The sequence below is a fragment of the Methylocella tundrae genome, from assembly GCF_901905185.1.
Taxonomy (GTDB): domain Bacteria; phylum Pseudomonadota; class Alphaproteobacteria; order Rhizobiales; family Beijerinckiaceae; genus Methylocapsa; species Methylocapsa tundrae.
Window position 1 is genome coordinate 207,086 of record NZ_CABFMQ020000076.1, and the last position, 24,207, is coordinate 231,292.

20 protein-coding genes are annotated in these 24,207 nt (G+C 61.5%); 18 read left to right on the forward strand and 2 right to left on the reverse strand.

What is annotated here, in order from left to right:
• The first annotated feature begins 17 nt into the window (after nt 1–17).
• From MPC4_RS08765 to ruvA, 8 genes are all read left to right on the forward strand, one after another.
• A complete protein-coding gene (locus MPC4_RS08765; protein WP_174512173.1) occupies nt 18–650 on the forward strand; it encodes a hypothetical protein in 633 nt (210 codons plus the stop codon).
• Nucleotides 651–664: 14 nt separating this feature from the next.
• Complete coding sequence (locus MPC4_RS08770; RefSeq protein ID WP_174512258.1) at nt 665–2,287, forward strand: ABC transporter ATP-binding protein; 1,623 nt, start codon at nt 665–667, stop codon at nt 2,285–2,287.
• A 412-nt stretch (nt 2,288–2,699) separates the two neighbouring features.
• Nucleotides 2,700–4,247 (forward strand): alpha,alpha-trehalose-phosphate synthase (UDP-forming), encoded by a 1,548-nt coding sequence (gene otsA / locus MPC4_RS08775; protein ID WP_174512174.1) that lies wholly within the window; start codon nt 2,700–2,702, stop codon nt 4,245–4,247.
• A gap of 286 nt (nt 4,248–4,533) precedes the next feature.
• Nucleotides 4,534–7,809: a maltose alpha-D-glucosyltransferase gene (gene treS / locus MPC4_RS08780; RefSeq protein ID WP_174512175.1), complete on the forward strand. Its 3,276-nt coding sequence runs from the start codon at nt 4,534–4,536 to the stop codon at nt 7,807–7,809.
• A gap of 231 nt (nt 7,810–8,040) precedes the next feature.
• Entirely contained in the window at nt 8,041–8,307 is a 267-nt protein-coding gene (rpsT, locus tag MPC4_RS08785; protein WP_134492182.1) for a 30S ribosomal protein S20, read from the forward strand.
• A gap of 906 nt (nt 8,308–9,213) precedes the next feature.
• Entirely contained in the window at nt 9,214–10,734 is a 1,521-nt protein-coding gene (dnaA, locus tag MPC4_RS08790) for a chromosomal replication initiator protein DnaA (protein ID WP_174512176.1), read from the forward strand.
• A 130-nt stretch (nt 10,735–10,864) separates the two neighbouring features.
• A complete protein-coding gene (gene ruvC / locus MPC4_RS08795) occupies nt 10,865–11,386 on the forward strand; it encodes a crossover junction endodeoxyribonuclease RuvC (RefSeq protein WP_134485950.1) in 522 nt (173 codons plus the stop codon).
• On the forward strand, nt 11,383–12,006 hold the full coding sequence (gene ruvA, locus MPC4_RS08800) for a Holliday junction branch migration protein RuvA (RefSeq protein WP_174512177.1): 624 nt from the start codon (nt 11,383–11,385) through the stop codon (nt 12,004–12,006). The genes ruvC and ruvA overlap by 4 nt, the downstream gene beginning before the upstream one ends.
• Before the next feature lie 36 nt (nt 12,007–12,042).
• On the opposite strand, the gene tsaD is transcribed toward ruvA, so the two are convergent.
• The gene (gene tsaD, locus MPC4_RS08805) at nt 12,043–13,101 is read right to left on the reverse strand and encodes a tRNA (adenosine(37)-N6)-threonylcarbamoyltransferase complex transferase subunit TsaD (protein ID WP_134492184.1); all 1,059 of its coding nucleotides are present in this window, start codon (nt 13,099–13,101) and stop codon (nt 12,043–12,045) included.
• 283 nt (nt 13,102–13,384) lie between these two features.
• Between tsaD and hemC the strand changes: the two genes are divergently transcribed.
• The 6 genes from hemC to MPC4_RS08835 all read left to right on the forward strand — a co-directional run bounded on the left by hemC (nt 13,385) and on the right by MPC4_RS08835 (nt 19,074).
• Nucleotides 13,385–14,311, forward strand: a complete 927-nt coding sequence (gene hemC, locus MPC4_RS08810) for a hydroxymethylbilane synthase (RefSeq protein ID WP_174512178.1) — start codon at nt 13,385–13,387, stop codon at nt 14,309–14,311.
• Nucleotides 14,312–14,318: 7 nt separating this feature from the next.
• Nucleotides 14,319–15,083, forward strand: a complete 765-nt coding sequence (locus MPC4_RS08815) for a uroporphyrinogen-III synthase (RefSeq protein WP_174512179.1) — start codon at nt 14,319–14,321, stop codon at nt 15,081–15,083.
• Nucleotides 15,084–15,252: 169 nt separating this feature from the next.
• Nucleotides 15,253–16,443 carry an ABC transporter substrate-binding protein gene (locus tag MPC4_RS08820; RefSeq protein ID WP_174512259.1) on the forward strand — a complete coding sequence of 397 codons (1,191 nt, stop codon included), beginning with the start codon at nt 15,253–15,255 and terminating at the stop codon, nt 16,441–16,443.
• A 44-nt stretch (nt 16,444–16,487) separates the two neighbouring features.
• The gene (locus MPC4_RS08825) at nt 16,488–17,423 is read left to right on the forward strand and encodes a YVTN family beta-propeller repeat protein (protein WP_244628911.1); all 936 of its coding nucleotides are present in this window, start codon (nt 16,488–16,490) and stop codon (nt 17,421–17,423) included.
• Complete coding sequence (locus MPC4_RS08830) at nt 17,420–18,208, forward strand: ABC transporter ATP-binding protein (protein ID WP_174512181.1); 789 nt, start codon at nt 17,420–17,422, stop codon at nt 18,206–18,208. The genes MPC4_RS08825 and MPC4_RS08830 overlap by 4 nt, the downstream gene beginning before the upstream one ends.
• Before the next feature lie 17 nt (nt 18,209–18,225).
• Nucleotides 18,226–19,074, forward strand: a complete 849-nt coding sequence (locus tag MPC4_RS08835; protein ID WP_174512182.1) for an ABC transporter permease — start codon at nt 18,226–18,228, stop codon at nt 19,072–19,074.
• Nucleotides 19,075–19,092: 18 nt separating this feature from the next.
• Here MPC4_RS08835 and MPC4_RS08840 read toward each other — a convergent pair whose 3' ends face one another.
• On the reverse strand, nt 19,093–19,491 hold the full coding sequence (locus MPC4_RS08840; RefSeq protein ID WP_134485958.1) for a c-type cytochrome: 399 nt from the start codon (nt 19,489–19,491) through the stop codon (nt 19,093–19,095).
• 164 nt (nt 19,492–19,655) lie between these two features.
• Here MPC4_RS08840 and MPC4_RS08845 point away from each other — a divergent pair, with 164 nt between their 5' ends.
• The 4 genes from MPC4_RS08845 (at nt 19,656) to recQ (ending at nt 24,136) form a co-directional block, all read left to right on the forward strand.
• A complete protein-coding gene (locus MPC4_RS08845) occupies nt 19,656–20,714 on the forward strand; it encodes an ABC transporter substrate-binding protein (RefSeq protein WP_244628912.1) in 1,059 nt (352 codons plus the stop codon).
• A 42-nt stretch (nt 20,715–20,756) separates the two neighbouring features.
• Nucleotides 20,757–21,458, forward strand: coding sequence for an ABC transporter permease (locus MPC4_RS08850; protein ID WP_174512260.1), 702 nt, complete (start codon nt 20,757–20,759; stop codon nt 21,456–21,458).
• Nucleotides 21,451–22,158: an ABC transporter ATP-binding protein gene (locus MPC4_RS08855; protein WP_174512184.1), complete on the forward strand. Its 708-nt coding sequence runs from the start codon at nt 21,451–21,453 to the stop codon at nt 22,156–22,158. The genes MPC4_RS08850 and MPC4_RS08855 overlap by 8 nt, the downstream gene beginning before the upstream one ends.
• 109 nt (nt 22,159–22,267) lie before the next feature.
• Nucleotides 22,268–24,136, forward strand: coding sequence for a DNA helicase RecQ (gene recQ, locus MPC4_RS08860; RefSeq protein ID WP_174512261.1), 1,869 nt, complete (start codon nt 22,268–22,270; stop codon nt 24,134–24,136).
• Nucleotides 24,137–24,207 lie beyond the last annotated feature (71 nt).

Here is a 24,207-nt window from a genome sequence, read left to right on the forward strand (position 1 = left end):
GCGGGGGCTGGAGCGCTATGCCGACACCGTGGTCCGCGCCGATCAAGGCGGCGAAGCAACTTTCGATATTCCCGACCTCAAAAGTCACTGGCGGGCCGTGGAAGGCGGTCTTCACCAAAGCGCTGGCCGAGTTCAATGCGCTTTCCGCCAAGCACTCGCTTGGGGTCACATTCGCCATCGCTTCGAGCGCGCCGGACCCAAGCGGCGTCGGCGGCGCGGACGTCCAGTTCGACACCATCAACGGAACCGCGAACTTCACATGTTTCAATCAGGCTTTTTCGGACAAGCTGAGTGGAAACGCTATGGAGGGGCACACCAAGGTCATTTCGCAAGTTTTCGGCTCCACGAAATCGATCGCAAAGGCTTTCATCTTCGTGCCTGCAACGCCGAGAGTCGGCGCGGCTAGCAGCCGCGTGGTAGGCGATCCCGTGAAGCTTGTCATTGCAACGCATGAAATGATTCACGCCTGTGGGCTGGATAATTCCGAACACACGGCGCTCAAGGATGCGGATCTATTCTTTGACGTCCCGTCCTTGCGCGATAAGGTTCACCCGGCAGATGATAGGATTGCCGTCGGCAACCCGATTGTAGAAATGCCGCCGCTTTTTCTCTCCGCCCCGACGATCAAGCTGATACAGACCAACTGGTAAATCACTTGCCCGAAATGAACCTGGCCGGCCGCCCGCTGCTCGACGTCCGCGATCTCTCTGTTTCGTTCAACCCCTCCGCCGTGGAAGCGCCCGCCGTTGCTGGCGTGTCCTTTACCGTTGATCGCGGCCGCACGCTGGCGCTCGTCGGCGAATCCGGCTCCGGCAAATCGGTCACCGCGCTGTCCCTCGTGCGTCTGTTGCCGCCTGGAATTGCCCCGCTTGGAAAGGCTGTCTTTGAGGGTGAGGATCTGCTGACGGTCAGCGAGGAGCGTCTTCGCGCGATCCGGGGCGCCAAGATCACCATGGTGTTCCAGGAGCCGATGACCTCGCTCAATCCGCTCCATACGATCGAAAAGCAGATCAGCGAAATCCTCGAGCTGCATGGCGCGCGCGGCGCGGAAAAAATTCGGGCGCGCATCATCGAGCTTCTCGAGGAGGTCGGGATTCCAGACCCGGCGGAGCGGCTCGGCGCCTATCCGCATCAATTGTCGGGCGGCCAGCGCCAGCGCGTCATGATCGCGATGGCTCTCGCCAACCGGCCGGATCTCTTCATCGCCGACGAGCCGACGACGGCGCTCGACGTCACAGTTCAGGCCCAGATCCTGGATCTCCTGAAGCGCCTGCAAGAGCGGTACGGCATGGCGATGCTGTTCATCACCCATGACCTCAACATTGTGCGCAAAATCGCCGACGACGTCGCAGTCATGCAGAAGGGCCGGATCGTCGAGGCGGGTCCCGTCGCCAGCATTTTCGCAGCGCCCAGCCATCCTTACACAAAGGCGCTGCTCGCCGCCGAGCCGAAGGGCATGCCGCCCGCGATGAACGCAGAGGCGAAGCCCATTATCAGCTGCGAGAATATCCGCGTCTGGTTTCCGATCAAACGCGGCTTCTTTCGCCGCACCGTCGGCTTCGTCAAGGCCGTTGACGACGTCAGCGTGACCGTCCGCGAGGGCGAGACGGTCGGTGTCGTCGGCGAATCAGGGTCCGGGAAAACAACGCTCGGCCTCGCGCTTTTGCGGCTTATTCGCTCCGAAGGCGAAATCGTCTTCCTCGGCCAGCGCACGGACGAACTCCGGTTCAAAGAGCTGCGCCCGCTGCGGCGCGATATGCAGATCGTCTTTCAGGACCCCTACGGCTCGCTCTCGCCAAGGCTTTCGGTCGCCGACATTGTGGCCGAAGGGCTTGGCGTGCAGCAGAAGGCGCTCTCGGCTTCGCAAAAGCGCGAGATCGTGGCGCGCGCGCTCTATGATACGGGCCTCGATCCGGCGGCGATGGATCGCTACCCGCATGAATTTTCGGGCGGCCAGCGCCAGCGGGTCGCCATTGCCCGGGCGATGGTCCTCGAGCCCAAATTCATCGTGCTCGACGAGCCGACCTCCGCGCTCGACATGTCGGTCCAGGCGCAGATCGTCGATCTCCTGCGCGATCTGCAGAAGCGCCGGGGGCTCGCGTTTCTTTTCATCAGCCATGATTTGCGCGTCGTTCGCGCGCTGGCGAGCGAGATCATCGTCATGCGGCACGGAAAGGTCGTCGAGAAGGGCCCGGCGGCCGAACTGCTGAACCATCCCAAAAGCGATTATACGCGCGCTCTTTTCGCCGCCGCCTTCGATATCAAGGTCGAGGCCGGAGCGGCTTAACGCATAATGCCGAAAAGTCGCCGACTTTTCGAACCCACATCATACGTTAAACAGAGGCTTAAAGGGCGGAATCGGATTGCGCTCACGCATTCTGCCTTCGAGCATATTCCGATCAGATCGGTTCGATCTGATCGACAAGGATATGCTCAAGTTTTTGAATCTGGAGCGATTTCTGATCGATCGAATGATTCCATTCGATCGGAAAGCGCTCTAGCCCGGCGTTTATCGTTAACATTTCCTAAAAAATATCGCGCGCGCCCGGCGATAGGCCAAGCTTGGCCGTAACTTCGCCACTGTTGGTCAGCACTACTAATCATAGTCGAATGAAGACACAGCGCTCGTCATGCAACGATTTCTTGAATGAGGCGTTGCCTCTGCGAAGATCCGTCCAGTTGAGGAGATGTTCGCGCTCATGGTTAACCTCGACCTCCTTTATAAGCCGGTGTCCCTAAAGCCTGACCGGTCAAATGGTCGACTGATTGTTGTCTCCAATCGTGTCCCTGTTCCTACCGCTTCCGGCGCGCCCGCGGCCGGAGGGCTCGCCGTCGCTCTCCAATCCGCCCTGAGGAGCAAAGGCGGCATCTGGTTCGGCTGGTCGGGCAAAGCCTCTCAGGAGGCCGACCGGGAGCCTCAGTTGCGCACGCTGGGTTCGATCAGCTTCGCCGTTTGCGACCTGACGCGCCGCGATATAGAGGAATACTATCACGGCTTCGCCAATCAGGCGCTATGGCCCATCTGTCACTACCGGCTGGACCTGGCGCGTCTGTCGGAGCGCGACGCCGCGGGCTATTTCCGCGTCAATGAATTTTTTGCGCGCCGTCTCGCAAAAATGCTGCGCCCCGACGACGTCATCTGGATTCATGATTATCATTTCATTCCGATGGCAGCCTTTCTGCGCCAGCTCGGGGTTCAGAACCGCATCGGCTATTTCCATCATATTCCCTGGCCTTCGCCGGACACGGCTTCGGCTATGCCGCATTATGATCGCATCCTGCGCTCGTTCAGTTCCTATGACGTCGTGGGATTCCAGACAGAGCCGGACGCGGATAATTTTCGCGATTGCCTGATTGAATCTGGCGCCGGACGCGCCGTCGACGGCAACTGGTGCGAAGCTTACGGCCGCAAATTCCAGGTCGACGCCTTTCCGATCAGCATAGACGCGGAGGCTTTTGCGCTGGAGGCGCGTCTTGCCGAACGCAATACGCTGGTCAAGAGGATGCGCGCGAGCCTTGAGGGCCGAGCCATGATCATCGGCGTCGACAGGCTTGATTATTCGAAGGGAATCAAGCACCGGATCGAGGCTTTCGGCGCTTTCCTGGAGCGATATCCGGAGGCCGCGAAAGCCCGCGTCACCATGCTTCAGATCACGCCGAAGTCACGCTCCGAAGTTCCTGAATACGCCAATATTCAGAACGAGGTCGCGGAGGAGGTGGGCCATCTTAACGGCAAATTGGGCGATATAGACTGGACGCCGCTGCGCTACATCAACAAGACGATGAGCCAATCGGCCTTGGCGGGACTTTATCGAATGGCCCGGGTTGGCCTTGTGACGCCGCTGCGCGATGGCATGAACCTCGTCGCGAAAGAATATGTCGCCGCGCAATCGCCGGATGATCCCGGCGTTCTCGTGCTGTCGCAATTCGCGGGCGCCGCGCGTGAACTCAAAAGCGCTTTGATCGTGAATCCCTACGACATTGGAGCGACCGCGGCCGCCATCGCCCGGGCGATCGAGATGCCTCTCGAAGAGCGTCAGGACCGTTGGCGCGACATGATGGCGACGTTGCGCGACAACAGCATCGATCACTGGACAGCCAACTGCCTGCAGGCGATCAGTGGCGAGAGCGAGGCGGATCTCGAGGGCTCGCTGCATCCGGCGGGCTCGATCATCCGCTCCGGCGCGATTGCTAAATCTGAGCCCTGGCTTGCGCCGTCCCCGATCTGGACAAGCCTCGGCTATTGACGTTTTCCAGCATGGCGCGGGGACGCCCGCGCGCCTATGACGACGCCTGGATGTTCCGGCGCCGCTGAAGGTCGGCCAGATCGACAAGGCTCAGCTTGACCCTGTCCGCTGCAAGACCGTTTACGCAAATTATCATTCCGATTTGATTTCAGACGTTGATTGAGCCCATGCTTTAACGTCAGCTCGAAACCGCTCCGCGCTTGAGCCGGTCCGTTGAAGCGGCTAAAAAGCTACGGAAGTCCGAGCCGCGTCCGCTTGCCGTCATCTCCCCCAAGAGAGCATCATCATGATCGATCGCAGCGATGTGCATTGGTATCGCGACGCCATTATCTACCAGCTGCACGTCAAATCGTTCTTTGATTGCAACAATGACGGCATTGGCGATTTCAAGGGGCTCACGCAAAAGCTCGATTACGTCAAAGACATCGGCGCCAATGCGATCTGGTTGATGCCATTCTACCCTTCGCCGCTGCGCGACGACGGCTACGACATCTCGAACTATCGCGACATCAATCCGGCGTATGGCTCATTGCGGGATTTCAAGATCTTCGTTCGCGAGGCGCATGATCGGGGATTGCGCGTCATCATCGAACTCGTCGTCAATCACACCTCCGATCAGCATCCCTGGTTCCAGCGCGCCCGCTTGGCGAAGCGTGGCTCCGCGGCGCGCAAGTTCTACGTCTGGGCTGACAATGATCAGGGCTACAAGGACGCTCCGATCATTTTCCTCGACATAGAAAAATCGAACTGGACTTATGACGAGATCGCGGGGGCCTATTACTGGCATCGCTTTTATTCGCATCAGCCGGACCTCAATTACGACAATCCGCGCGTGCTCGAAGCCGTTCTCGACGTAATGCGCTTCTGGCTCGATATGGGCGTCGACGGCTTGCGGCTCGACGCCATTCCCTATCTCGTGGAAAGGGAAGGCACGAGCTGCGAAAATCTTCCCGAGACGCATTCGATCATCAAGAAGATCCGGGCCGCCGTCGACGCTGATTATCCAGATCGCATGCTGCTCGCCGAGGCCAATGTCTGGCCTGAGGAAGCGGCCGGCTATTTCGGCAACGGCGATGAATGCCATATGGCGTTTCATTTCCCGCTGATGCCGCGCATCTACATGGCGTTGGCGCAGGAGGACCGCCATCCGATCACCGACATCATGCGCCAGACGCCGGAGCTTCCAGACGGTTCGCAATGGGCGATCTTCCTGCGCAACCATGACGAGATGACGCTCGCCATGGTGACCGATAAGGAGCGCGATTACCTTTGGTCCTTCTACGCCGCCGACCGGCGCGCGCGGATCAATCTCGGCATCCGCCGCCGTCTTGCGCCCTTGCTCGAAAACGACCGGCGCAAGATCGAACTTTTGAATTCGCTGCTGCTGTCCATGCCAGGCACGCCGGTCCTTTATTACGGCGATGAGATCGGCATGGGCGACAATATCTATCTCGGCGATCGCGATGGCGTGCGCACGCCGATGCAATGGTCCGTCGACCGCAACGGCGGTTTCAGCCGGGCCGATCCGGCCAAGCTTTTTCTGCCGGCCATTCAAGACCCGATCTACGGCTATAGCGCGGTCAATGTCGAGGCCCAGCTTGCGACGCAATCGAGCCTCTTGACCTGGATGCGCCGCCTCATCGCGGTGCGGCGCTCGAACCTCGCCTTTGGGCGCGGCGGTTTGCGCTTCCTCTATCCAGCCAACCGCAAGGTCCTTGCTTATCTGCGTGAGACGGAAGCCGAGCGGATTCTCTGCGTCGTCAACGTCTCTCGCGCGCCTCAGGCGGTCGAGCTCGACCTTGCCGAGTTCAAAGGCGCGGCGCCCGTCGAATTGACCGCCGGCAGTCAATTCCCGCAGATTGGCTCTGCGCCCTATGTTCTGACTTTGCCGTCCTATGGATTCTTCTGGTTCAGATTGGAGGCTGTGCTGGAGGAGGCGCCGGCCCCGCAGCCGGTTCCTGAACTTTTTACGCTGGTCGCCGTCGGCAAAATCGACAGCATCCTCTTGGGACGGGAACTCGTCGCTTTCGAGCGGAACGTCGCGCCCAAATTCTTGACCTCGCGGCGCTGGTTTTGCGGGCGAAATGTGCTGATCCCGAAGGTGTCGGTCAGAGATTTCGCGGTTCTTCGCAATGGCGGAGAGGAGCGCCGTTTTGTCCTGCCGCTTCTCGATGTTGTCGAGGGAGACGGCGCGATTGCAACCTACTTCACGCCTTTCGCGGCGGAGCGCGAGAGCGAACAGCTGACGGCCGCGTCCGTCGCCGTCGCCAAACTGCGTCGCGGCGCGCAGATGGGCGTGCTCTATGACGCCGACGCCTGCCCAGCATTTGGCGTCGCCATGCTGGCCGCCTTCCGGGAGGATCAAGCAGTGGCGACCACGAAAGGCGGAAAGGTCGTCTTCGCCGTCGCCGATCCGCACAACCCTGATCTCGCGATCGCAGCCGCCGAGATGCATCAGCTCGGCGTCGAACAGCATAATTCGACGCTGGTGCTCGACAATCTTCTGTCGCTGAAGATCTATCGCCGGTTGCAGACGGGCGAGAGTCCCGAAGTCGAGATCAAGCGTTTCCTCACCGAAGTCGCGAGCTTTCCCAACACGCCGCCCCTGCTTGGCGTCGTCGATTACGTCGATCCCCTCGGCGCGCGCATGACGCTCGCCACCTTGCAGCCCTTTGTGCGCTGCCAGGGGGACGCCTGGACCTGGACGCTCGAGGCGCTAAAACGCATTCTCGAGGCTTTGGCGATGGCGCCGCCGCAAACGGAGCAAAACGATCAGGGGGAACCGGCCAGCTTTTCCACCTATGTGCCGCATATGCAGCGTCTTGGCCTGCGCACGGCCCAGATGCATCTGGCGCTGGCGACGCCGACGGATGACCCTGCCTTCAAGGCCGAGGTTTTAACGCATGCCGACCTGCGCCATGGCGTCGCGAGGCTGAGAGAGGCCGCAAGGGGCGGCTTCGAGCGCTTTCAGGGGCTCGCCCGCCTCAGCGAAGCCGCGGGCCAGGAGGGCGGCCCCGACATTGAGAGGCTTATTGGCCGGCGCGATGAATGTTCCGCCCTCTTCAATACGCTGGAGGAAGAGGAGCCACGCGGGGCGATCAAGATCCGCATCCATGGCGACTATCATCTCGGCCGGGCGCTCGTCGTCAAAGACGACGTCATCATCGTCGGCTTCGAAGGAGTCGCTGATGGCGGCGATCCACAGGCCAAAGCCTCGCCTCTGCGCGACGTCGCCTGCATGTTGCGCTCTTTTGCCTATGTCGCCGCCGCCGCCGAGCGCGGCATCGCGAAGCTGGTGCCAGACCCGGCGATGGCCGCGACCCGGCTGAGCGAACAGCTCGTCGAATTTTCAGAGATTTTTGTCGAAGCCTATATGAGCGCGACGCATGGAGGACCAATCTGGATCGAGGATCAGCCGACGCGGCGGCGGCTCCTTATTCTTTATCTGCTCTCCGCCGCCTTCGAGGAAGTCACGGATGAGAATCGCTGCGCGGAGGCGGACGTCGTCGCCGCGAAAGGAATCAACGCCATTCTCGACCGTGCGGCGAAACTTCTTCTTTAGCGCGTGACCATTGCCCGCTTGCTCGCCGCGGCGCATAAGCCTGTCCGGCGATCAGCGAGCGGCCGGATGGCGCCGACGCCGACGCCGACGCGGGAGCGGAACAGTACCGGTTTTGACCGTTTGGCGTTGACGGGCCGGACCGATCGTGATTATAAGCACGGCTCCCGGCTATGCGCTGCCCGCCCGTTATGGCGCCGTGGCAAATGATGGCCTCGTCCAGGACACAATAAAATGGCGAATACACCCTCGGCCAAGAAGGCCGTCCGTAAAATCGAGCGTCGCACAGCGGTCAACAAGTCGCGGCGCAGCCAAATGCGGACTTACGTTCGTAAAGTCGAGGAAGCAATCGCTTCAGGCGATGCAGAAGCGGCAAGCAAAGCTTTGCGCGTCGCAGAGCCCTTGGTTATGCGTGCAGCGCAAAAAGGTATCATTCACAAAAATACCGCATCGAGAAAGGTTTCTCGACTGAGCGCCCGCGTGAGCTCAATCGCGAAATAATATCTCGGTTAGGCATTATTGCTTTTTCATTGCTGAGCCTGGCGCAAGCCGGGCTTTTTCTTTGCGCCTGTTTGTCTAGGCGGCCGAGGCATTTCCAGCCGCTCAATTTTAACGAAGGGTTCTCCCCGCACATCTATTTTCCATGCATTCCAACAGCTTGTGGCCAAAGGGCGTAGTTTCCGCCGAAATCGACCGCTGGGCCGGAATTTTCCCCGTCTTTCAAGACACTTTTTTGACTCTTTCTTTATAGGCGGAACTCTCCAGCCCGGCATTTTGGGAGCGCGCAGAATCAGGCGTTTAGTTGAGGCGACAGGTGCGAAGGGTAAAGGCGGGACGCCAGCACCGGCGTCTGACTCGAAATTTTGGCGCCCGACGCCTTGCGGAGGCCTTCGCCTATGCTAAAGTCTTATCGCGGTCGGGACGGAGCAGCGGAAGAGCTGAGGGCACGGTCTAGCCGCAACCTCCGGTTTCGTTTTGCGTTAGCGCATGTAAAGGCGCTAGATTAGCTCGTAGGAAGATCTATTTTGACATATTATGTGAAGGTTATCGCGCAGCAGTGCTTGCTCGAAGCTTTTCCTAATTGAGCTGATGCGCCGAAAAATGGAGTTTCTTGCGCCACAGATACACAGCTATATTTGAGTTTTCGAGAATGGTATCCGCGGTTGATGATGCGGGGTAGGGGGAAATCCGTGGTCGTGAATCGAGTTATCCAACATCGGCTTCAACGCAAGTTTGGATCACAGTTCTATCAGCCTGCGCTCATCCAGGACGCGCATTGGGCTTTGCACCGGCATCGCCGGCGCCCCCGCCCTTAGCCTCTGCTTTTTCCTAATTTTCACTCGACTGTTATTTGGCGCTGCGATTCACGCGGCCCGATAGCGCTGTCTCGATTTCAGAAGCAGGCCGATGCTGAACTTGCGCACTCAGATGAACAAGCCCCAGGAGCGGGGCGATTTGGAAGCTTGGATGCGGATCTGCCGCCGTCTGCGCGCCGACGTTGGAGATGACGTTTTCTCGTCCTGGTTCGGCCGCCTCGAGCTTGATAGCCTGGCGGAGGCGACCGCCAGCCTGTCGGTGCCGACGAAATTCCTGAAGAGCTGGATACAATCGCACTATGCCGAAAAGCTCCTTTTGGCTCTGGCGGCGGAATTTCCTTTTGTCAAAGGCTTGTCGATCGCTGTTCGCTCGTCCAATCGAGCGCTATCGCCGGTCGTGATCGGCCGTGATGCGGTTGAAGGCCCGGCTTGCGCGGAGGGCGCTCAAGCCGATGCGCTGCGGGCGACGCCCGAAGCCGCGGGCGACAGCGCTAAATTTCTCGTGCAAAAGCCCCGCGAATCGAATCTCGCCGGCAAGCCACAGTCCGAAGCGGGCGAAGCCGACATCATAGCGGGCTCGCCATTGGACGGACGCCTCACCTTCTCGAATTTCTCGGTCGGACGATCAAACCAGCTCGCCTATGCGGCCGCGCAGCGCGTCGCCGCGGCGGCTCCAGACGAGCCGCTGCTCTATAATCCTCTTTATCTGCATGCGTCCGTCGGCCTTGGAAAGACGCATCTCCTGCAGGCTGTCGCCCGCGCCGCGAGGGATGCGAGGCGTCGCGTCATCTATTTGACAGCCGAGCGCTTCATGTATGGCTTCGTCTCCGCCCTCAAGGCGCAGACCGCGATCGCCTTCAAGGAAAAGCTGCGCGGCATCGATATTTTGATTATCGACGACATCCAATTCCTGCAGGGCAAGTCGATTCAGCAGGAATTCTGCCATACGCTGAACGCTTTGATCGACGGCCACCGGCAGATTGTCATTGCGGCGGATCGGCCGCCGGGCGACCTTGACACGCTTGACGAGAGGGTGCGCTCGCGCCTCGCTGGCGGCCTCTGTGTCGAGATTGGCGGCCTTGACGAATCGCTGCGCGTCAAAATTCTGGAAGGGCGCGTCGCCGCGGCGCGGCTGGCGCATCCGAATTTTGATGTGCCTCCCGCCGTCACGGCCTATGTCGCGAGCGCCATTCAGACCAATGGCCGCGATCTTGACGGCGCCGTCAATCGGTTGCTCGCTCACGCCTCGCTGAATGGAGCCCCGCTTGGCATCGAGACGGCGGAACTGGCGATCAGGGATCTGGTGCGCACGCATGAGCCAAAGCGCATCAAGATCGAGGATATTCAAAAGCTGGTGGCGACCCATTTCAACGTCAGCCGCGCCGATATCCTTTCATCGCGGCGCACGGCCAATGTTGTTCGCCCGCGCCAGATCGCGATGTATCTGTCGAAGTCGCTCACTTTACGCTCTCTGCCTGAGATCGGGCGGCGCTTTGGCGGACGTGATCATACGACCGTGCTGCATGCCGTGCGCAAGATCGACGCGCTCGCCGCCAAGGATGGAACGCTATCGGAAGAGATTGAACTTTTGAAGCGCATGCTGATGGAGTAAGGCGGAAAACGCCGCTTCAAAAAGATCGCACCGTTTTCGCCGGAATCGCGCCCCTTATCTAAATCGGTCCAACCCAAGATCTCGTTCAAAAGGCCCGCGACTTTTTCGCATCATGCTCTAGATTGCCGGCATGAACGTGGCGGCGATTCGCATCATCGGCATCGACCCTGGACTGCGCAACATGGGTTGGGGCGTCATCGAGGTTTCCGGCTCGCGGCTGGCTTTCGTCGCATGCGGAAGCGTCCATTCGAGCGCGCGGGAAAGCCTTGCAGCGCGCCTCTGTGAGCTGCATGAGGGTTTGCTTCGCGTCATCTGCGACCTTTCGCCGTCGGAGGCGGCGGTCGAGGAAACATTTGTCAACTGCGATCCGCAATCGGCTCTGAAACTCGGTCAGGCGCGGGGCGTCGCTTTGGTGACGCCGGCTCTCGCCGGATTGCCGGTGTCCGAATATGCCGCGAACCTTATCAAAAAGACCGTGGTCGGCAATGGCCATGCCGAAAAGGCGCAGGTCGCTTTGATGGTGAAATTCCTGCTGCCGAAGAGCGAGGCGAAAAGTCCCGACGCCGCCGACGCGCTCGCCGTGGCGATCACGCACGCACAGCTGCGGATCAGCCGCAGCCTGGCGAAATCTCTGGGATCGTCTGCGAGATGATCGGCAAGCTCAAAGGCGTCATCGATTCGCAGGGCGAGGATTTCGTCATCCTCGATGTGCATGGCGTCGGCTATATCGTGCATTGCTCGGCGCGCACCTTGCAGGGCTTGCCGCCCACGGGCGAGGCGGCCGCACTCGCCATTGAGACGCAGGTGCGCGAGGATTCGATCCGGCTGTTCGGCTTCGCCTCGGAAGGCGAGCGCGACTGGTTTCGCCTGCTGCAATCGGTTCAGGGCGTCGGCGCCAAGGTGGCGCTCGCGGTGCAGAGCGTTCTGGCGCCGGGAGAGCTGGCGATGGCGATCGCCAGTCAGGACAAGGCGGCTTTTGCCCGGGCGCCGGGGGTCGGCCCAAAGCTTGCCGCCCGCATCGTCGCGGAATTGAAGGACAAGGCGCCTGTCTTTGGCGCGGCCGACGCGCCGCTGTCCCTCGCCCGCGGAGCCGACCAAGGGGTGGTGTTTTCAGCCGGCCAGGGCACCATCGCGGATGCGATTTCGGTTCTGGTCAATCTTGGCTATGGACGCTCGCAGGCGGCTATGGCGATCGCCGCCTCGATCAAGGCGCTCGGCGAGGACGCGCCCGCCGCCGATCTGATCAAGCGCGGCCTTAAGGAATTGGGGTAAGCGGCGGAGGTGACGGCGAGGGCCTTTAGGGGCTGCTCACGCCTTGCCATGATGCGCGGCCTCGGCGTTGGCGTCGAGCGGCCAGCGCGGCTTCGCCGCGAACGTCATGTCGTCGGTGAGGCCAAGCGACAGCCGCTCGATGCCGGCCCAGGCGATCATCGCGCCATTGTCCGTGCAAAGCTGGGGCGGCGGCAGGACGAGCCTCAGACCGCTCTCGCCGCAAAAGCGGATCAAGGCGCGCCGGATCGCGCCATTGGCGCCGACGCCGCCCGCGACAACCATCGCGTTCGATTGGCCGACCGTCTCGCGAAACAGCCTCAGCCCGGCGCGCGAGCGGTCGATGATCGTATCCACGATAGCCGCCTGGAATGAGGCGCAAAGATCGGCGATGTCGGTCTGGCTCGGCGACAGGATCCGTTGCGCCTCGAGGCGGACGGCGGTCTTGAGGCCGGAGAGCGAAAAATCCGGCTTCGCGCGTCCGTGCATCGGACGCGGAAAGTCAAACCGCGCCGGATCGCCTTTGGCGGCGGCGATTTCCACCTGGGGACCGCCGGGATAGGGCAGGCCGAGCATTTTGGCGACCTTGTCGAAGGCTTCGCCGACGGCGTCGTCGACGGTCGAGCCGAGCCGGAGATAATCGCCGACGCCCTTGACGGCGACGAGCTGCGTGTGGCCGCCGGAGACGAGCAGCAGCAGATAGGGAAATTCCAGTTCGTCGGTCAGGCGCGCGGTCAGGGCGTGGGCTTCGAGATGATTGACGGCGATGAAGGGTTTGCGGCTCGCCAGCGCCAGCGCCTTCGCCATGGTGAGGCCGACGATGACGCCGCCGATGAGCCCGGGTCCGGCCGCGGCCGCGATGCCGTCGAGGTCGGCGAGCTTGACGCCTGCGCGATCCAGCGCGCGCACCACGAGTCGGTCGAGCACCTCGATGTGCGCGCGCGCTGCGATCTCCGGCACAACGCCGCCATAGGCCGCATGTTCGGCGATCTGGCTCATCACCTCGTTTGACAGGATTTCGCCAGCGCCGCCGGGTTGCAGGCGCACGACGGCGGCGGCCGTCTCGTCGCAGGTGGTTTCAATGCCGAGAACGCGCATGGGCAACTTTCAGAGCTTCCGTCTTTTCGGACGATTTTCGTAATTGCGGGGGGCGGAAAATGGTCTAATCAATCAGATAGGAGAGAGCGGCTTGGCGCGCGGCCGCGACCGGGCTAATGTCCTCTCCTATAGAGTATTTTTGCGTGATAGGGATACCGCTTCGCGTGAAAAATACGGCGGAACAAAAGGCTAGAATGATTTCGCCGGTTTGAGAAAATCGGCAAATCCTCAAAACCACCAAAATCCATGAAGGAAATTCGCGATTCTTCGTTCGAACCCCCCATTGCTCCAGGACCTCAAACTCAGAATCGGAACAAGAGGCAGTCCTCTGGCGCTGGCACAGGCCCATGAGCTGAGGCAGCGTCTCGCGCTGGCGCACGGCGTCGGCGCCGAGACAATCGAAATCGTCATCATCAGGACGTCGGGCGACGCTATTTTGGACCGGCCCCTGAGCGAGGCCGGCGGCAAGGGCCTGTTCACCAAGGAGCTCGATCTCGCCCTTATGCGCGGCGAGGTGACGATCGCGGTTCATTCGGCGAAGGATCTGCCGACTCTCCTGCCCGAGGAGATCGCCATTCTCGGCTATCTGCCGCGCGAGGACGTGCGCGACGCCTGGATTTCGCCGCATGCGCCGCATCCTCTTGGTCTTGCCCCTGGCGCCGTCGTCGGCACGGCGTCGCTGCGCCGGGCCGCCATGGTGCGCCGCCTTCGCCCGGATCTACGCGTGGCGCTGCTGCGCGGCAATGTGCAGACGCGGCTCGCCAAGCTCGCGGCGGGCGAGGTAGACGCGACATTACTGGCGCTCGCCGGCCTGAAGCGGCTTGGCCTTGAAGGGCAGGCGAACGCTTTGCTTGATGTCAACGAGTTCGTGCCGGCGGCGGGGCAGGGGGCGATCGCCGTGACGGCGCGGGCTGATGATCGCGCCGCGCTGTCCGCCCTGGCGCCCGTCCTCGACTCTGCGACAGGGCTTGCGCTCGCCACCGAGCGGGCCTTCCTTCATGTTCTCGACGGCTCATGCAAGACGCCGATCGGCGCTTTCGCGCAGATTGACGGAACGAACCTTGATTTTCACGCCATCGTGCTGAGGCCGGACGGCTCCGAGCATTTCGAGACGCGCCTCAGCGCCCCCGCGGAACAGGCGGCGGCGCTAGGCGAGGCGGCGGGCCGCGAACTCCTCGCGCGCATTCCATCCAATCTCTTCGAGGATTAGAACCCAAATGCTGATCCTGCTTACACGCGCCATGGACGAGGCCATGCGCACTGCGGCCAAGCTGACCGCGATTGGTCATCACGCCATTCTATCGCCGGTTCTCGAAATGGCGCCGACCGGAGCGCAATGGCCGCCCGGTGTGGCCGACGCGATTCTGGCGACGAGCACACAGGCCTTCGAGCTATTCTCCGATTCGCCGCAGTGGCCATCGCCCGAAGCGCGCCGCCTCATCCCCTTGCATGTGGTCGGCGAACGCACGCTCCAAGCCGCCCGCGAGCGCGGCTTTGAGGGGCACGGGCACGTCGCCCCCGACGCCAAGGCCCTCGCCCCGACGATTGTTAAATCGCTTGCGGGCGGCGCCGGCTCGGCTCGGCTCGTCTATCTCGCGGGGCGCGATCGCAAGCCCGATCTCGAGCGGGAGCTGAAAGCGGCGGGGCACGTCGTCGAGGCGGTCGAAGTCTATGCGGCGCAGCCGGTCGATGCTTTGGATGAAGAGGCCGCCGCTCTCATAGACGCAGGCGAGATCGGCGCCGTCATGCATTATTCCCGGCGCAGCGCGGATATTTTCTTAAGGCTTGCGCAGGAGGCCGGAGTTAACGTCACAAACATCGCGCATGTCGCGATCTCGGCGGATGCCGCGCAGCCTTTGCAGGCCGCCGCGATTCAGTGCGTGCACATCGCCGATGAGCCCAATGAACAAGGCATGCTCACTGTGGTCCGCGCAGTCGCAGCTCAAGACTTTGTTGATCGCAAACAGGGCGCAACGCCTTGATTAGCTCGCGGCTCCAGCCCATCATGTTGCAATGAATTTGCAAGCCGAAGCATTTTCAAGCGGAGCCGATCGCGCTCCGCATAAGAAAAATGCGCTAAAACAAAGGGATGGAGCTATTTTTCGATTTCGGGAGATTGGCCGGCGCCTGCGCGTGCGCGTCTATGTTTCTATGCTCGCTTTGGCGTTGCTCGCGCTCGACTTTGCTGGCGTAAAGGTCGCCTTCGCGGCTGATGCTCAAATTGACGTGAAGATCGGCTTCGTTCGCGGGCCGCATTCACGCGACACCATTTCCATTCTGGATATTCCGGCGGACGACGATGGCATCGCCGGCGCAAGGCTCGCGGCCGAGGACAATAACACCACCGGAAAATTTCTCGGACAAAGCTTCGAGATCGAAGATGTGAAATTGAAAGACGGCGACGATCCGTTGAAAGCCTTTCAATCTCTCGCCGATAAAGGCGTTGGCCTGATCCTCGTCGATCTGCCGGCCAACCAACTTCTCGCCGTCGCCGACGCCGCCAGGAACAAGAACAAGGACATCCTTCTGTTCAACACCAGCGCCTATGACGATTCGCTGCGCGAGGAAAACTGCCGCGCCGACGTCATCCATGTCGCGCCGACCTATTCAATGCTCGCGGACGGACTCACCCAATATCTTGTCTGGAAGCGGTGGCCGCGCTGGTTCATGATCAAGGGCTCGCACCCTGAGGATGAGCTCTTTGCCGAGGCGCTGCGGCATTCTGCGAAAAAATTCGGCGCCAAGATCGTCGAGGAGCGCACCTATCAAGACACCGGCGGCGGGCGACGCTCCGATTCCGGCAGCGTGCAGACCCAAAGGCTCATCCCCACCGCGACACAGGGCGCGCCTTCTTATGACGTCCTTATCGCGGCGGATGAATCGGATGTCTTCGCCAATTATCTCCCCTATCGCACTTACGACCCGCGGCCGGTCGCGGGCTCAGCCGGCCTCAAGCCGACGAGCTGGGATCCAAGCCATGAGCAGTGGGGCGCCTATCAATTGCAGAGCCGGTTCTTCAAGCTCGCTTCGCGCGGCATGAACGCTCGCGACAATCAGGCCTGGGTCGCCGTGCGCATGATCGGCGAGGCGGCGAACCGCACCGGCTCGAATGATCCAAAGACTCTGCGCGATTATATGACAGGTCCTGATTTTTCGATCGCCGCCTTCAAAGGCCAGAAGCAGACGTTGCGGCATTGGAACCAGCAATTGCGTCAGCCGATCCTGCTCGGCGACGGCCGCATGATCGTGTCCGTCTCGCCGCAGGAGGGCTTCCTGCACCAGGTCTCGGAACTCGACACTCTCGGCTTCGATCAACCGGAAACAAAATGCAAACTGCAGTGAACTTTCGAGACTTGCGCCGCGGCGCCGGCGCGGCTTGCGTTCTGATGACGCTCATTCCTTTTTGCCCGGCTGTCGCCGCGACAGCCTATGTCTCCAACGAGAAGGGCAATTCGATCTCGATCATCGACACCGACAAGCTGGCTGTCGTCAACACGGTCAAGGTTGGGCGCCGCCCGCGCGGCATCGCGCTCAGCAAGGACAATTCGCAGCTGTTCATCTGCGCCGGCGACGATGACACCATCCAGATCCTCGACACGAAAACCCTGACGATCGTCGGCGACTTTCAGTCCGGCGCGGATCCGGAGCTGCTCATTTTGAGCCCGGATGGAAAGCTGCTCTATACCTCGAATGAGAACGATAATCTCGTGACCGTGATCGACATCGCGAGCCGCAAGACCATTCTGCAGATCCCGGTTGGCGTCGAACCGGAAGGAATGGCCCTCAGCCCCGACGGAAAAGTGCTGGTCAATACGTCGGAAACGACGAATATGGCCCATCTCATCGACACGAGCACGCGCAAGATCTTCGCTAATGTTCTCGTCGATGCGCGGCCGCGCTCGGCGCAATTCACGCCAAACGGCAAGGAGCTTTGGGTCTCTTCGGAAGTCGGCGGCACGGTCAGCGTCATCGACGCCGCGAACCCCAAGGTGCTGCAGAAGATATCGTTCGACATTCCAGGCCTTGCGAAAGAAGCGGTCCAGCCGGTCGGCATCAGATTCACGCCGGACGGCGCGAAAGCCTTCGTCGCGCTAGGTCCCGCGAACCGCGTCGCCGTGATCGACGTCGCCACTAAAAAAGTCGATAAATATCTACTCGTCGGCCAGCGCGTCTGGCAGTTGGCGTTTACGCCCGATTTCAAATACCTCTACACCACCAACGGCGTTTCCAATGACGTTTCGGTCATCGACGTCGCAAACCTCAAAGTGGTGAAATCGATCCCCGTCGGGCCTTTCCCGTGGGGCGTTGCGATCGCGCCATGACCGCCGACCCGCACGAGCCCCTTCCCGCCGAAAGAGATGCTTCGGTCGCGGCGCTGAACGTTGCCGGCGTCAGCCATTCCTACGGCAAGCGCAAAGCCCTGGATAATGTGTCGTTCGCGGTGCGGCCGGCGAGCTTCACCGTCCTGCTGGGGCTGAACGGCGCGGGCAAGAGCACGCTGTTTTCCTTGATCACGCGCCTGTTTGGCGTGCGCGCGGGCGCGATCTCGATTTTCGGCTGGGACGTCAGCCGCACGCCGGGAGAGGCGCTGCGCCGGCTCGGCGTCGTGTTTCAGGCGCGAACGCTGGATCTTGATCTTTCGGTAGAGCAGAATCTTCGTTATCACGCCGCGCTGCACGGCATGGGCGCCGCCGAGACCAAGGCGCGATCTGTCGAAGTGCTGACGAAAGTCGACATGCTAGATCGGGTCAACGACAAGGTTCGCGCGCTTTCGGGAGGCCAGATGCGCCGCGTCGAAATCGCCCGCGCCCTGTTGCATCGCCCGCGCATGTTGCTCCTTGACGAGCCGACGGTCGGGCTCGACGTCAAGGCGCGATCGGATATTCTGACGCATGTGCGCAGCCTCATCGCATCCGAAGGCATTGGCGTTCTGTGGGCGACGCACCTCATCGACGAGATCGAGAACAGCGACGACGTTGTCGTGCTGCATCGCGGCAAGCTCCTCGACAAGGGCAATGTCGCGGAGGTTTGCGCACGCGCCGGCGCCGCCAGCATGAGCGCCGCCTTCAACCGTCTCGCCGGCGTCGACGCCGCGGAAGCCCATTGAAAGAAGGCGCAATCGACATGAGCGCTCAGGAATTTCCCGCCTTATCCGCCCCCGCGCAAGGCTTCAGCCTGACGCAATATGCGATTTGCCTGAAAGGCGTCGTCTGGCGCGAAGCGCTGCGTTTTTTGCATCAGCGCGAACGTTTCGTCTCGGCCCTGGTGCGCCCACTGGTGTGGCTGTTTATTTTCGCGGCGGGATTTCGCTCGGTGCTCGGGGTTTCGATCATCCCGCCCTACGACACCTATGTGCTCTACGACGTTTACATTACGCCGGGACTCATTGCGATGATCCAGCTTTTCAACGGCATGCAGTCCTCGCTCTCGATGGTCTATGATCGCGAGATGGGGAATATGCGCACGCTTCTGGTGAGCCCGTTGCCGCGCTGGTTTCTGTTGACCGCAAAGCTCGTCGCCGGCGCCTCGGTGTCGATCCTCCAGGTCTACGCATTCCTGCTGATCGCCTATTTTTGGGAGATCGAGCCGCCGACCCTTTGGGGCTATCTGAGCGTGCTGCCGGCGCTCATCCTGTCAGGCTTGATGTTCGGCGCGCTCGGGATGCTGCTGTCGTCGCTGATCAAGCAATTGGAAAATTTCGCGGGGGTGATGAACTTCGTCATTTTCCCGATGTTTTTCGCGTCCACGGCGCTTTACCCGCTCTGGCGCGTGCAGGAAGGCGCCCCGATGCTGGCGCTGGTCTGTCAACTCAACCCATTCACCCACGCCGTGGAACTGATCCGTTTCGCCTTCTATGGCCAGATCAATCCGGTATCGCTGGCCGTGGTGGCGGGCTGCACGATCGTTTTTCTCGGCGCCGCCATCATCGCTTATGATCCCTCGCGGGGCATGCTCATGCGGCGCGAGGGATAGCAGTCGTGATAGGGCTTGTTACTTGGAGCCGTCGGCCTTGAACTGGGAGATATAGGCGATGACGTTATCGCGATCCGATTCCTTCGGCAGGCCGGGGAAGATCATTTTTGTGCCGGCGATCATGGCTTTCGGATTGGTCAACCAGGTGTGCAGCTTTTCCGAATCCCAATCGAAGCCAGCGTTCTTGACGCCGTCGGAATAGCTGTATCCCGCCGCGGTGCCCGCTTTGCGGCCGATGATGCCGTTCAGTTCCGGCCCCACGAAGTTCACGGCGCCGGGGCCGATCTTGTGGCAGACGCTGCACTTCTGCTTGAACAGCGTCTCGCCCGCGGCTGCGTCTCCGTCGGCGGCCAGAGCTGCGGAGGCGGGGACGAGAAAAGCAAGGGTTGCGGCGATGCAGGCGTATCTGAGGTTCATTTTCTGGTTTCCTTCCCTTGAGCGATGCACTGTCGCTTGGGTCTCACGGGCGGCCTTCAGCGTTGGCCAGGGTCACGATCCTGAGATTATCGCTTACCCGGAAAACCATGTATCCTGACACCACGATAAAAGACAACCCGAAGCCAGATAGAAGCGAGCAGATCTTGACCGCCAAACGACAGAAGAATGCGAAAAACGCATCGTCTCCGAAGGGAAATTCAGGGCGCCGGCAGCGCGTCCGGCTCGGGGCGATATTTTGTCTCACCCTTACGCTCGCGTTTGCGGGCCGCTCGGAAGCCGCCGACAAGCTCCGCCTTGGCGTCCAGAAGACTGGGACATTCGCCTGGGAGCTCGCGGTCATCAAGGCGTCCAAACTCGACGCCAAAGCGGACCTCGACCTCGTCGTGACCGAACTCGCCTCAACCGAGGCGGCGAAGATCGCGCTGATGGGCGGCGCAGTCGATATCATCCTGAGCGATTGGCTCTGGGTCGCGAGAGAGCGTGGCCTTGCCTCCAATCTTGTCTTCCAGCCCTATTCGACGGCCGTCGGGGCGCTGATGGTTCCAGCTGATTCGCCGATCCAGACGCTCGATGGATTAAAGGGCAAGACGATTGGCGTCGCGGGCGGCCCGATCGACAAAAGCTGGCTGCTGCTGCGCGCATACACGCAGCGCGACGGACTTGACCTCAAAGCGAGCGCGAATGTTGTTTTCGGCGCGCCAGCCTTGCTTTACGCAAAGACCGCGAACGGCGAACTCGACGCCAATCTCAATTTTTGGAATTATGTCGTGTCTCTCGAGGCCCGTGGTTTCCGCCGGTTGATCGGCATAGATGAGGTCGAAAGGCGGCTTGGCGCCAAGGGACCTCTGGCCATGGTCGGCTATGTCTTCGACGAGAGCCTGGCGAAGAGCCATGGCGCGGCGCTCGACCGATTTTTCAAGATCGCGCATGAGGCCAAGGAGGAACTCGCCCGCTCCGATGCGGATTGGACGCGGATTGGCAAAGAGATCGGCGTAACGGATCCAAAGGAGCTGGCGCTTTATCGCAAGCGCTATGTCGAGGGCGTTCCAACGCGCCCGGTCGAGGACGAGGCCGCGGACGCCGCCGCGCTCTACCATATCCTGCGTGATATTGGCGGGCCCGAGCTTGTTGGCGCCGCGAACGAACTCAATCCGGGCACGTTCTACAAGGGCGCCGCGAACCAAACTCCGGCGGAACACTGAGCCGTGTCAATTCGTCTGGCGTCGCTGCTGCTGCTGTTGCTGATGTGGGAGGTCGGATCGAGCGTCGCCGGCTCGCGTCTGCTTCCCTCGCCCCAAGCCGTTCTGACTGTGATTGGCGCCGAGGCGCGTTCCGGCGCTCTCTTCTTCAACCTTGGGGCGACGTTGGCGCGCGTGATCGCCTCTTTTGTTTTAGCCATGGCGATCGGGTCGGCGCTCGGCATGGCGATGGGCCGTAACAAGGCGATCGATCGCTTCTGCGATCCCTGGCTCATCGTTCTTCTCAATCTTCCGGCGCTGGTTGTGATTGTTCTCGCCTACATCTGGATCGGGCTCAACGAGGTCGCGGCGATCGGCGCGGTGGCGCTGAACAAGCTGCCGAACACGGCGGCGACGGTGCGCGAGGGCGCAAGGGCGCTCGACCGCAGCCTCGATGAGATGGCGGAAGTCTTCGTCATGCCGCTCCGCGCGCGCTTCCGGCACGTCATTCTGCCGCAGCTTGCGCCTTATCTCGCGGCGGCGACGCGGTCCGGCCTGTCGCTGGTCTGGAAGATCGTGCTCGTCGTCGAATTGCTCGGCCGCTCGAATGGCGTCGGCTTCGAGATCGGGACCGCCTTTCAACTTTTCGACGTCACGCGGCTTCTCGCCTATGCGCTTCCCTTCGTCGCCCTGATGCTGGCGATCGAGACTTTCATCGTGCAGCCGATCGAGCGCCATGTCTCCCGTTGGCGGCCGAAACATGCTTGAGGTCATCATCGCCCGAAAGGCGCTCAGGATCGCCGCCGGCGACAGCCGCATTGTCCTGCGCGACGTCGCCTTTAATCTGAAGGACGGAGAGGTCGGCGCCCTGCTCGGCCCCTCAGGCTGCGGCAAGACTACCTTGTTGCGCATCATCGCCGGGCTCGATCGCGATTTCGAGGGCGTCGTTCGCCTGCCTTCGCCGCACAAGATTGGCATGGTTTTTCAGGAGCCGCGGCTGTTGCCGTGGCGGACGGTCGCGCAAAATCTGCTGCTGGCGGGAGCAACGCCGGGGCCAGGTCTCGACGACATCCTCAGCGCACTCGGACTAACGGAGCATCTTGATCATTTTCCAGGCGAATTGTCGCTGGGTCTCGCGCGCCGCGTCGCCATAGCGCGCGCTTTCGCGGTCAAGCCGGACCTGCTGCTTCTCGACGAGCCTTTCGTTTCACTCGACGCCGCCCTGGCGCTGCGGCTTCGCGCCGAGCTTTTGACGCTGGTCGAGGCGCGCAAGACGATGACGCTGCTCGTCACGCATGACGTCGAAGAGGCCATAGCGCTCGCCGACCGCATCATCATTTTGTCGCCGCACCCTGGCCGCATGGTCACGGACAAGACGATCGATACGCCGCGCCTTGCGATGACGCCGGAGCGCGCGGCGAAAGTGAAAGCCGAGATCGACACGCTCATCGCTGGGGCCGCGGGGTAGGGGCGCCTACGATGGCAAAAGCATCTCTAAGCAAGGAGACGCGGGACTTGTCCGAATCTTGCCGAACCTGCAAAACTGTCGACGCACCGGGGTTCTCTTGAACGACGACATGGCCGAGGCCCGCGCCGCGCTCCAAAAATTCTTCGGGTTCACGGATTTCAAGCCGGGACAGGCCGACGTTCTGGAGGCGGCGTTCGCGGGCGAGAACATCTTGGCGGTGATGCCGACGGGTTCGGGCAAATCGCTCTGCTACCAATTGCCGGCGATCATCCGCCCGGGCCTCACCATCGTCGTCTCTCCGCTCATCGCCCTGATGCGCGATCAGGTGCAGCAGTTGCGCGAGCGCGGCGTCGGCGCCGCCGCGCTGAATTCGGTCAATAGCGCGAGCGACAACGCCTTGATCGAGGCGGGCTTGCGCAAAGGACGCTACCGCCTTGTTTATGTCGCGCCCGAACGCCTGGTGCGCGGCGACACGCAGGCCCTGCTGCGCGAAGCCGGCGCCAATGTTCTCGCCATCGACGAAGCGCATTGCGTGTCGCAATGGGGCCACGACTTCCGGCCGGAATATTCCGATCTCGCGCAGGTCGCGAAATCGATAGGAGACATGCAGCTCATCGCTGTCACAGCGACGGCCGATGCGCCGACCCGCGACGACATCGTGCAAAAGCTGTTTCCGGCCAAGCCTCGCGTTTTTGTCCGTTCTTTCGACCGGCCGAACATCCATCTCGCCATGCAGCGCAAAGCCAATGTCACGCATCAGATCGAGACGATGATCGCGCGCCACAAGGGACAAAGCGGCATCGTCTATTGCGCCTCCCGGAAAGGCGTTGAAAAGCTCAGCGAAACGTTGAGCGCGAAGGGCGTTGCGGCGCTGCCCTATCACGCGGGGCTTGCGTCCGAGATTCGCTCGGCTCATCAGGATGAATTCTTGCGCTGCGATGGCGTCGTGATCGTCGCAACGATTGCTTTTGGCATGGGCATCGACAAGCCGAATGTGCGCTTTGTCTGCCATGCCGATCTGCCGCAAAGCATCGAAGCCTATTATCAGGAGATCGGCCGCGCCGGCCGCGACGGTCTGCCCTCCGACACGTTGACGCTGTTCGGCGAGGCCGACGTCAGGCTGCGCGAGCGGCAAATCTCCGAAAGCGATTCGCCGCCTGAGAGAAAGCGCCTCGAACGGCGTAAACTCAACGGGCTCCTCGCTCTCTGCGAGACGCCGCGCTGCCGCCGCCAGACCTTGCTGGCGGCTTTCGGGGAAGCCTCCGAGCCTTGCGGCAATTGCGATGTCTGCGAGGGCAAATGGCCGTTCTTCAACGGCGTCGTCGCCGCCCAGAAAGTGATGTCGGCGATCCATCGGACTTCGGGGCGGTTCTTCTCCAGCCATCTCGCCAATCTGCTCATCGGCAACGCCACGGCGGCGATCACCCGGCATGGCCATGATCGCCTGCCGACCTTTGGCGTCGGCAAGGAGTTCAAGCCAGGCGAATGGCGCAGCATTTTCCATCAGCTGCACGCGGCCGATCTGATCGCGCAGGATTCTTGCGATCGCGACCGCTGGATCGTCACGCCGGCCGGGCGCGAGGTTCTGATCGGCGAAGCGCCGCTTAATCTGCGCGCCGGGACGAATTTGCCGGACGCGGTCGCAGTCCGGCGGGCGTTGCGGCAGATCGAGAGCGCGGCTGACGCGGATGCGACGCTCGAGCGGAGCGCGTTTTCTGCGCGGGCGCGCGACGCCGGTCTGACGGCGACGCAGAATCATCTCTTGGCGGCGCTGAAAGCAAAACGCCTCGAAATCGCCAGGAGGCAGAAGCAGGCGCCTTTCGTCATCTTTCATGACAGCGTTCTGATCGGCATCGCCAGGGCGCGCCCGCGCACGAAAGACGAATTGAAGCTCGTTCACGGCGTCGGCCCAGCCAAACTCGAACGCTATGGCTCGATCTTTTTGGCCATTGTCGCAGACCATGGTGACGCACTGTGACAATGGTTTTTTGTCCTGGCGGCAGCGTCTTCGAACGCAAACGCCAGGTTCGTATCTGGCGCGCAAATAGA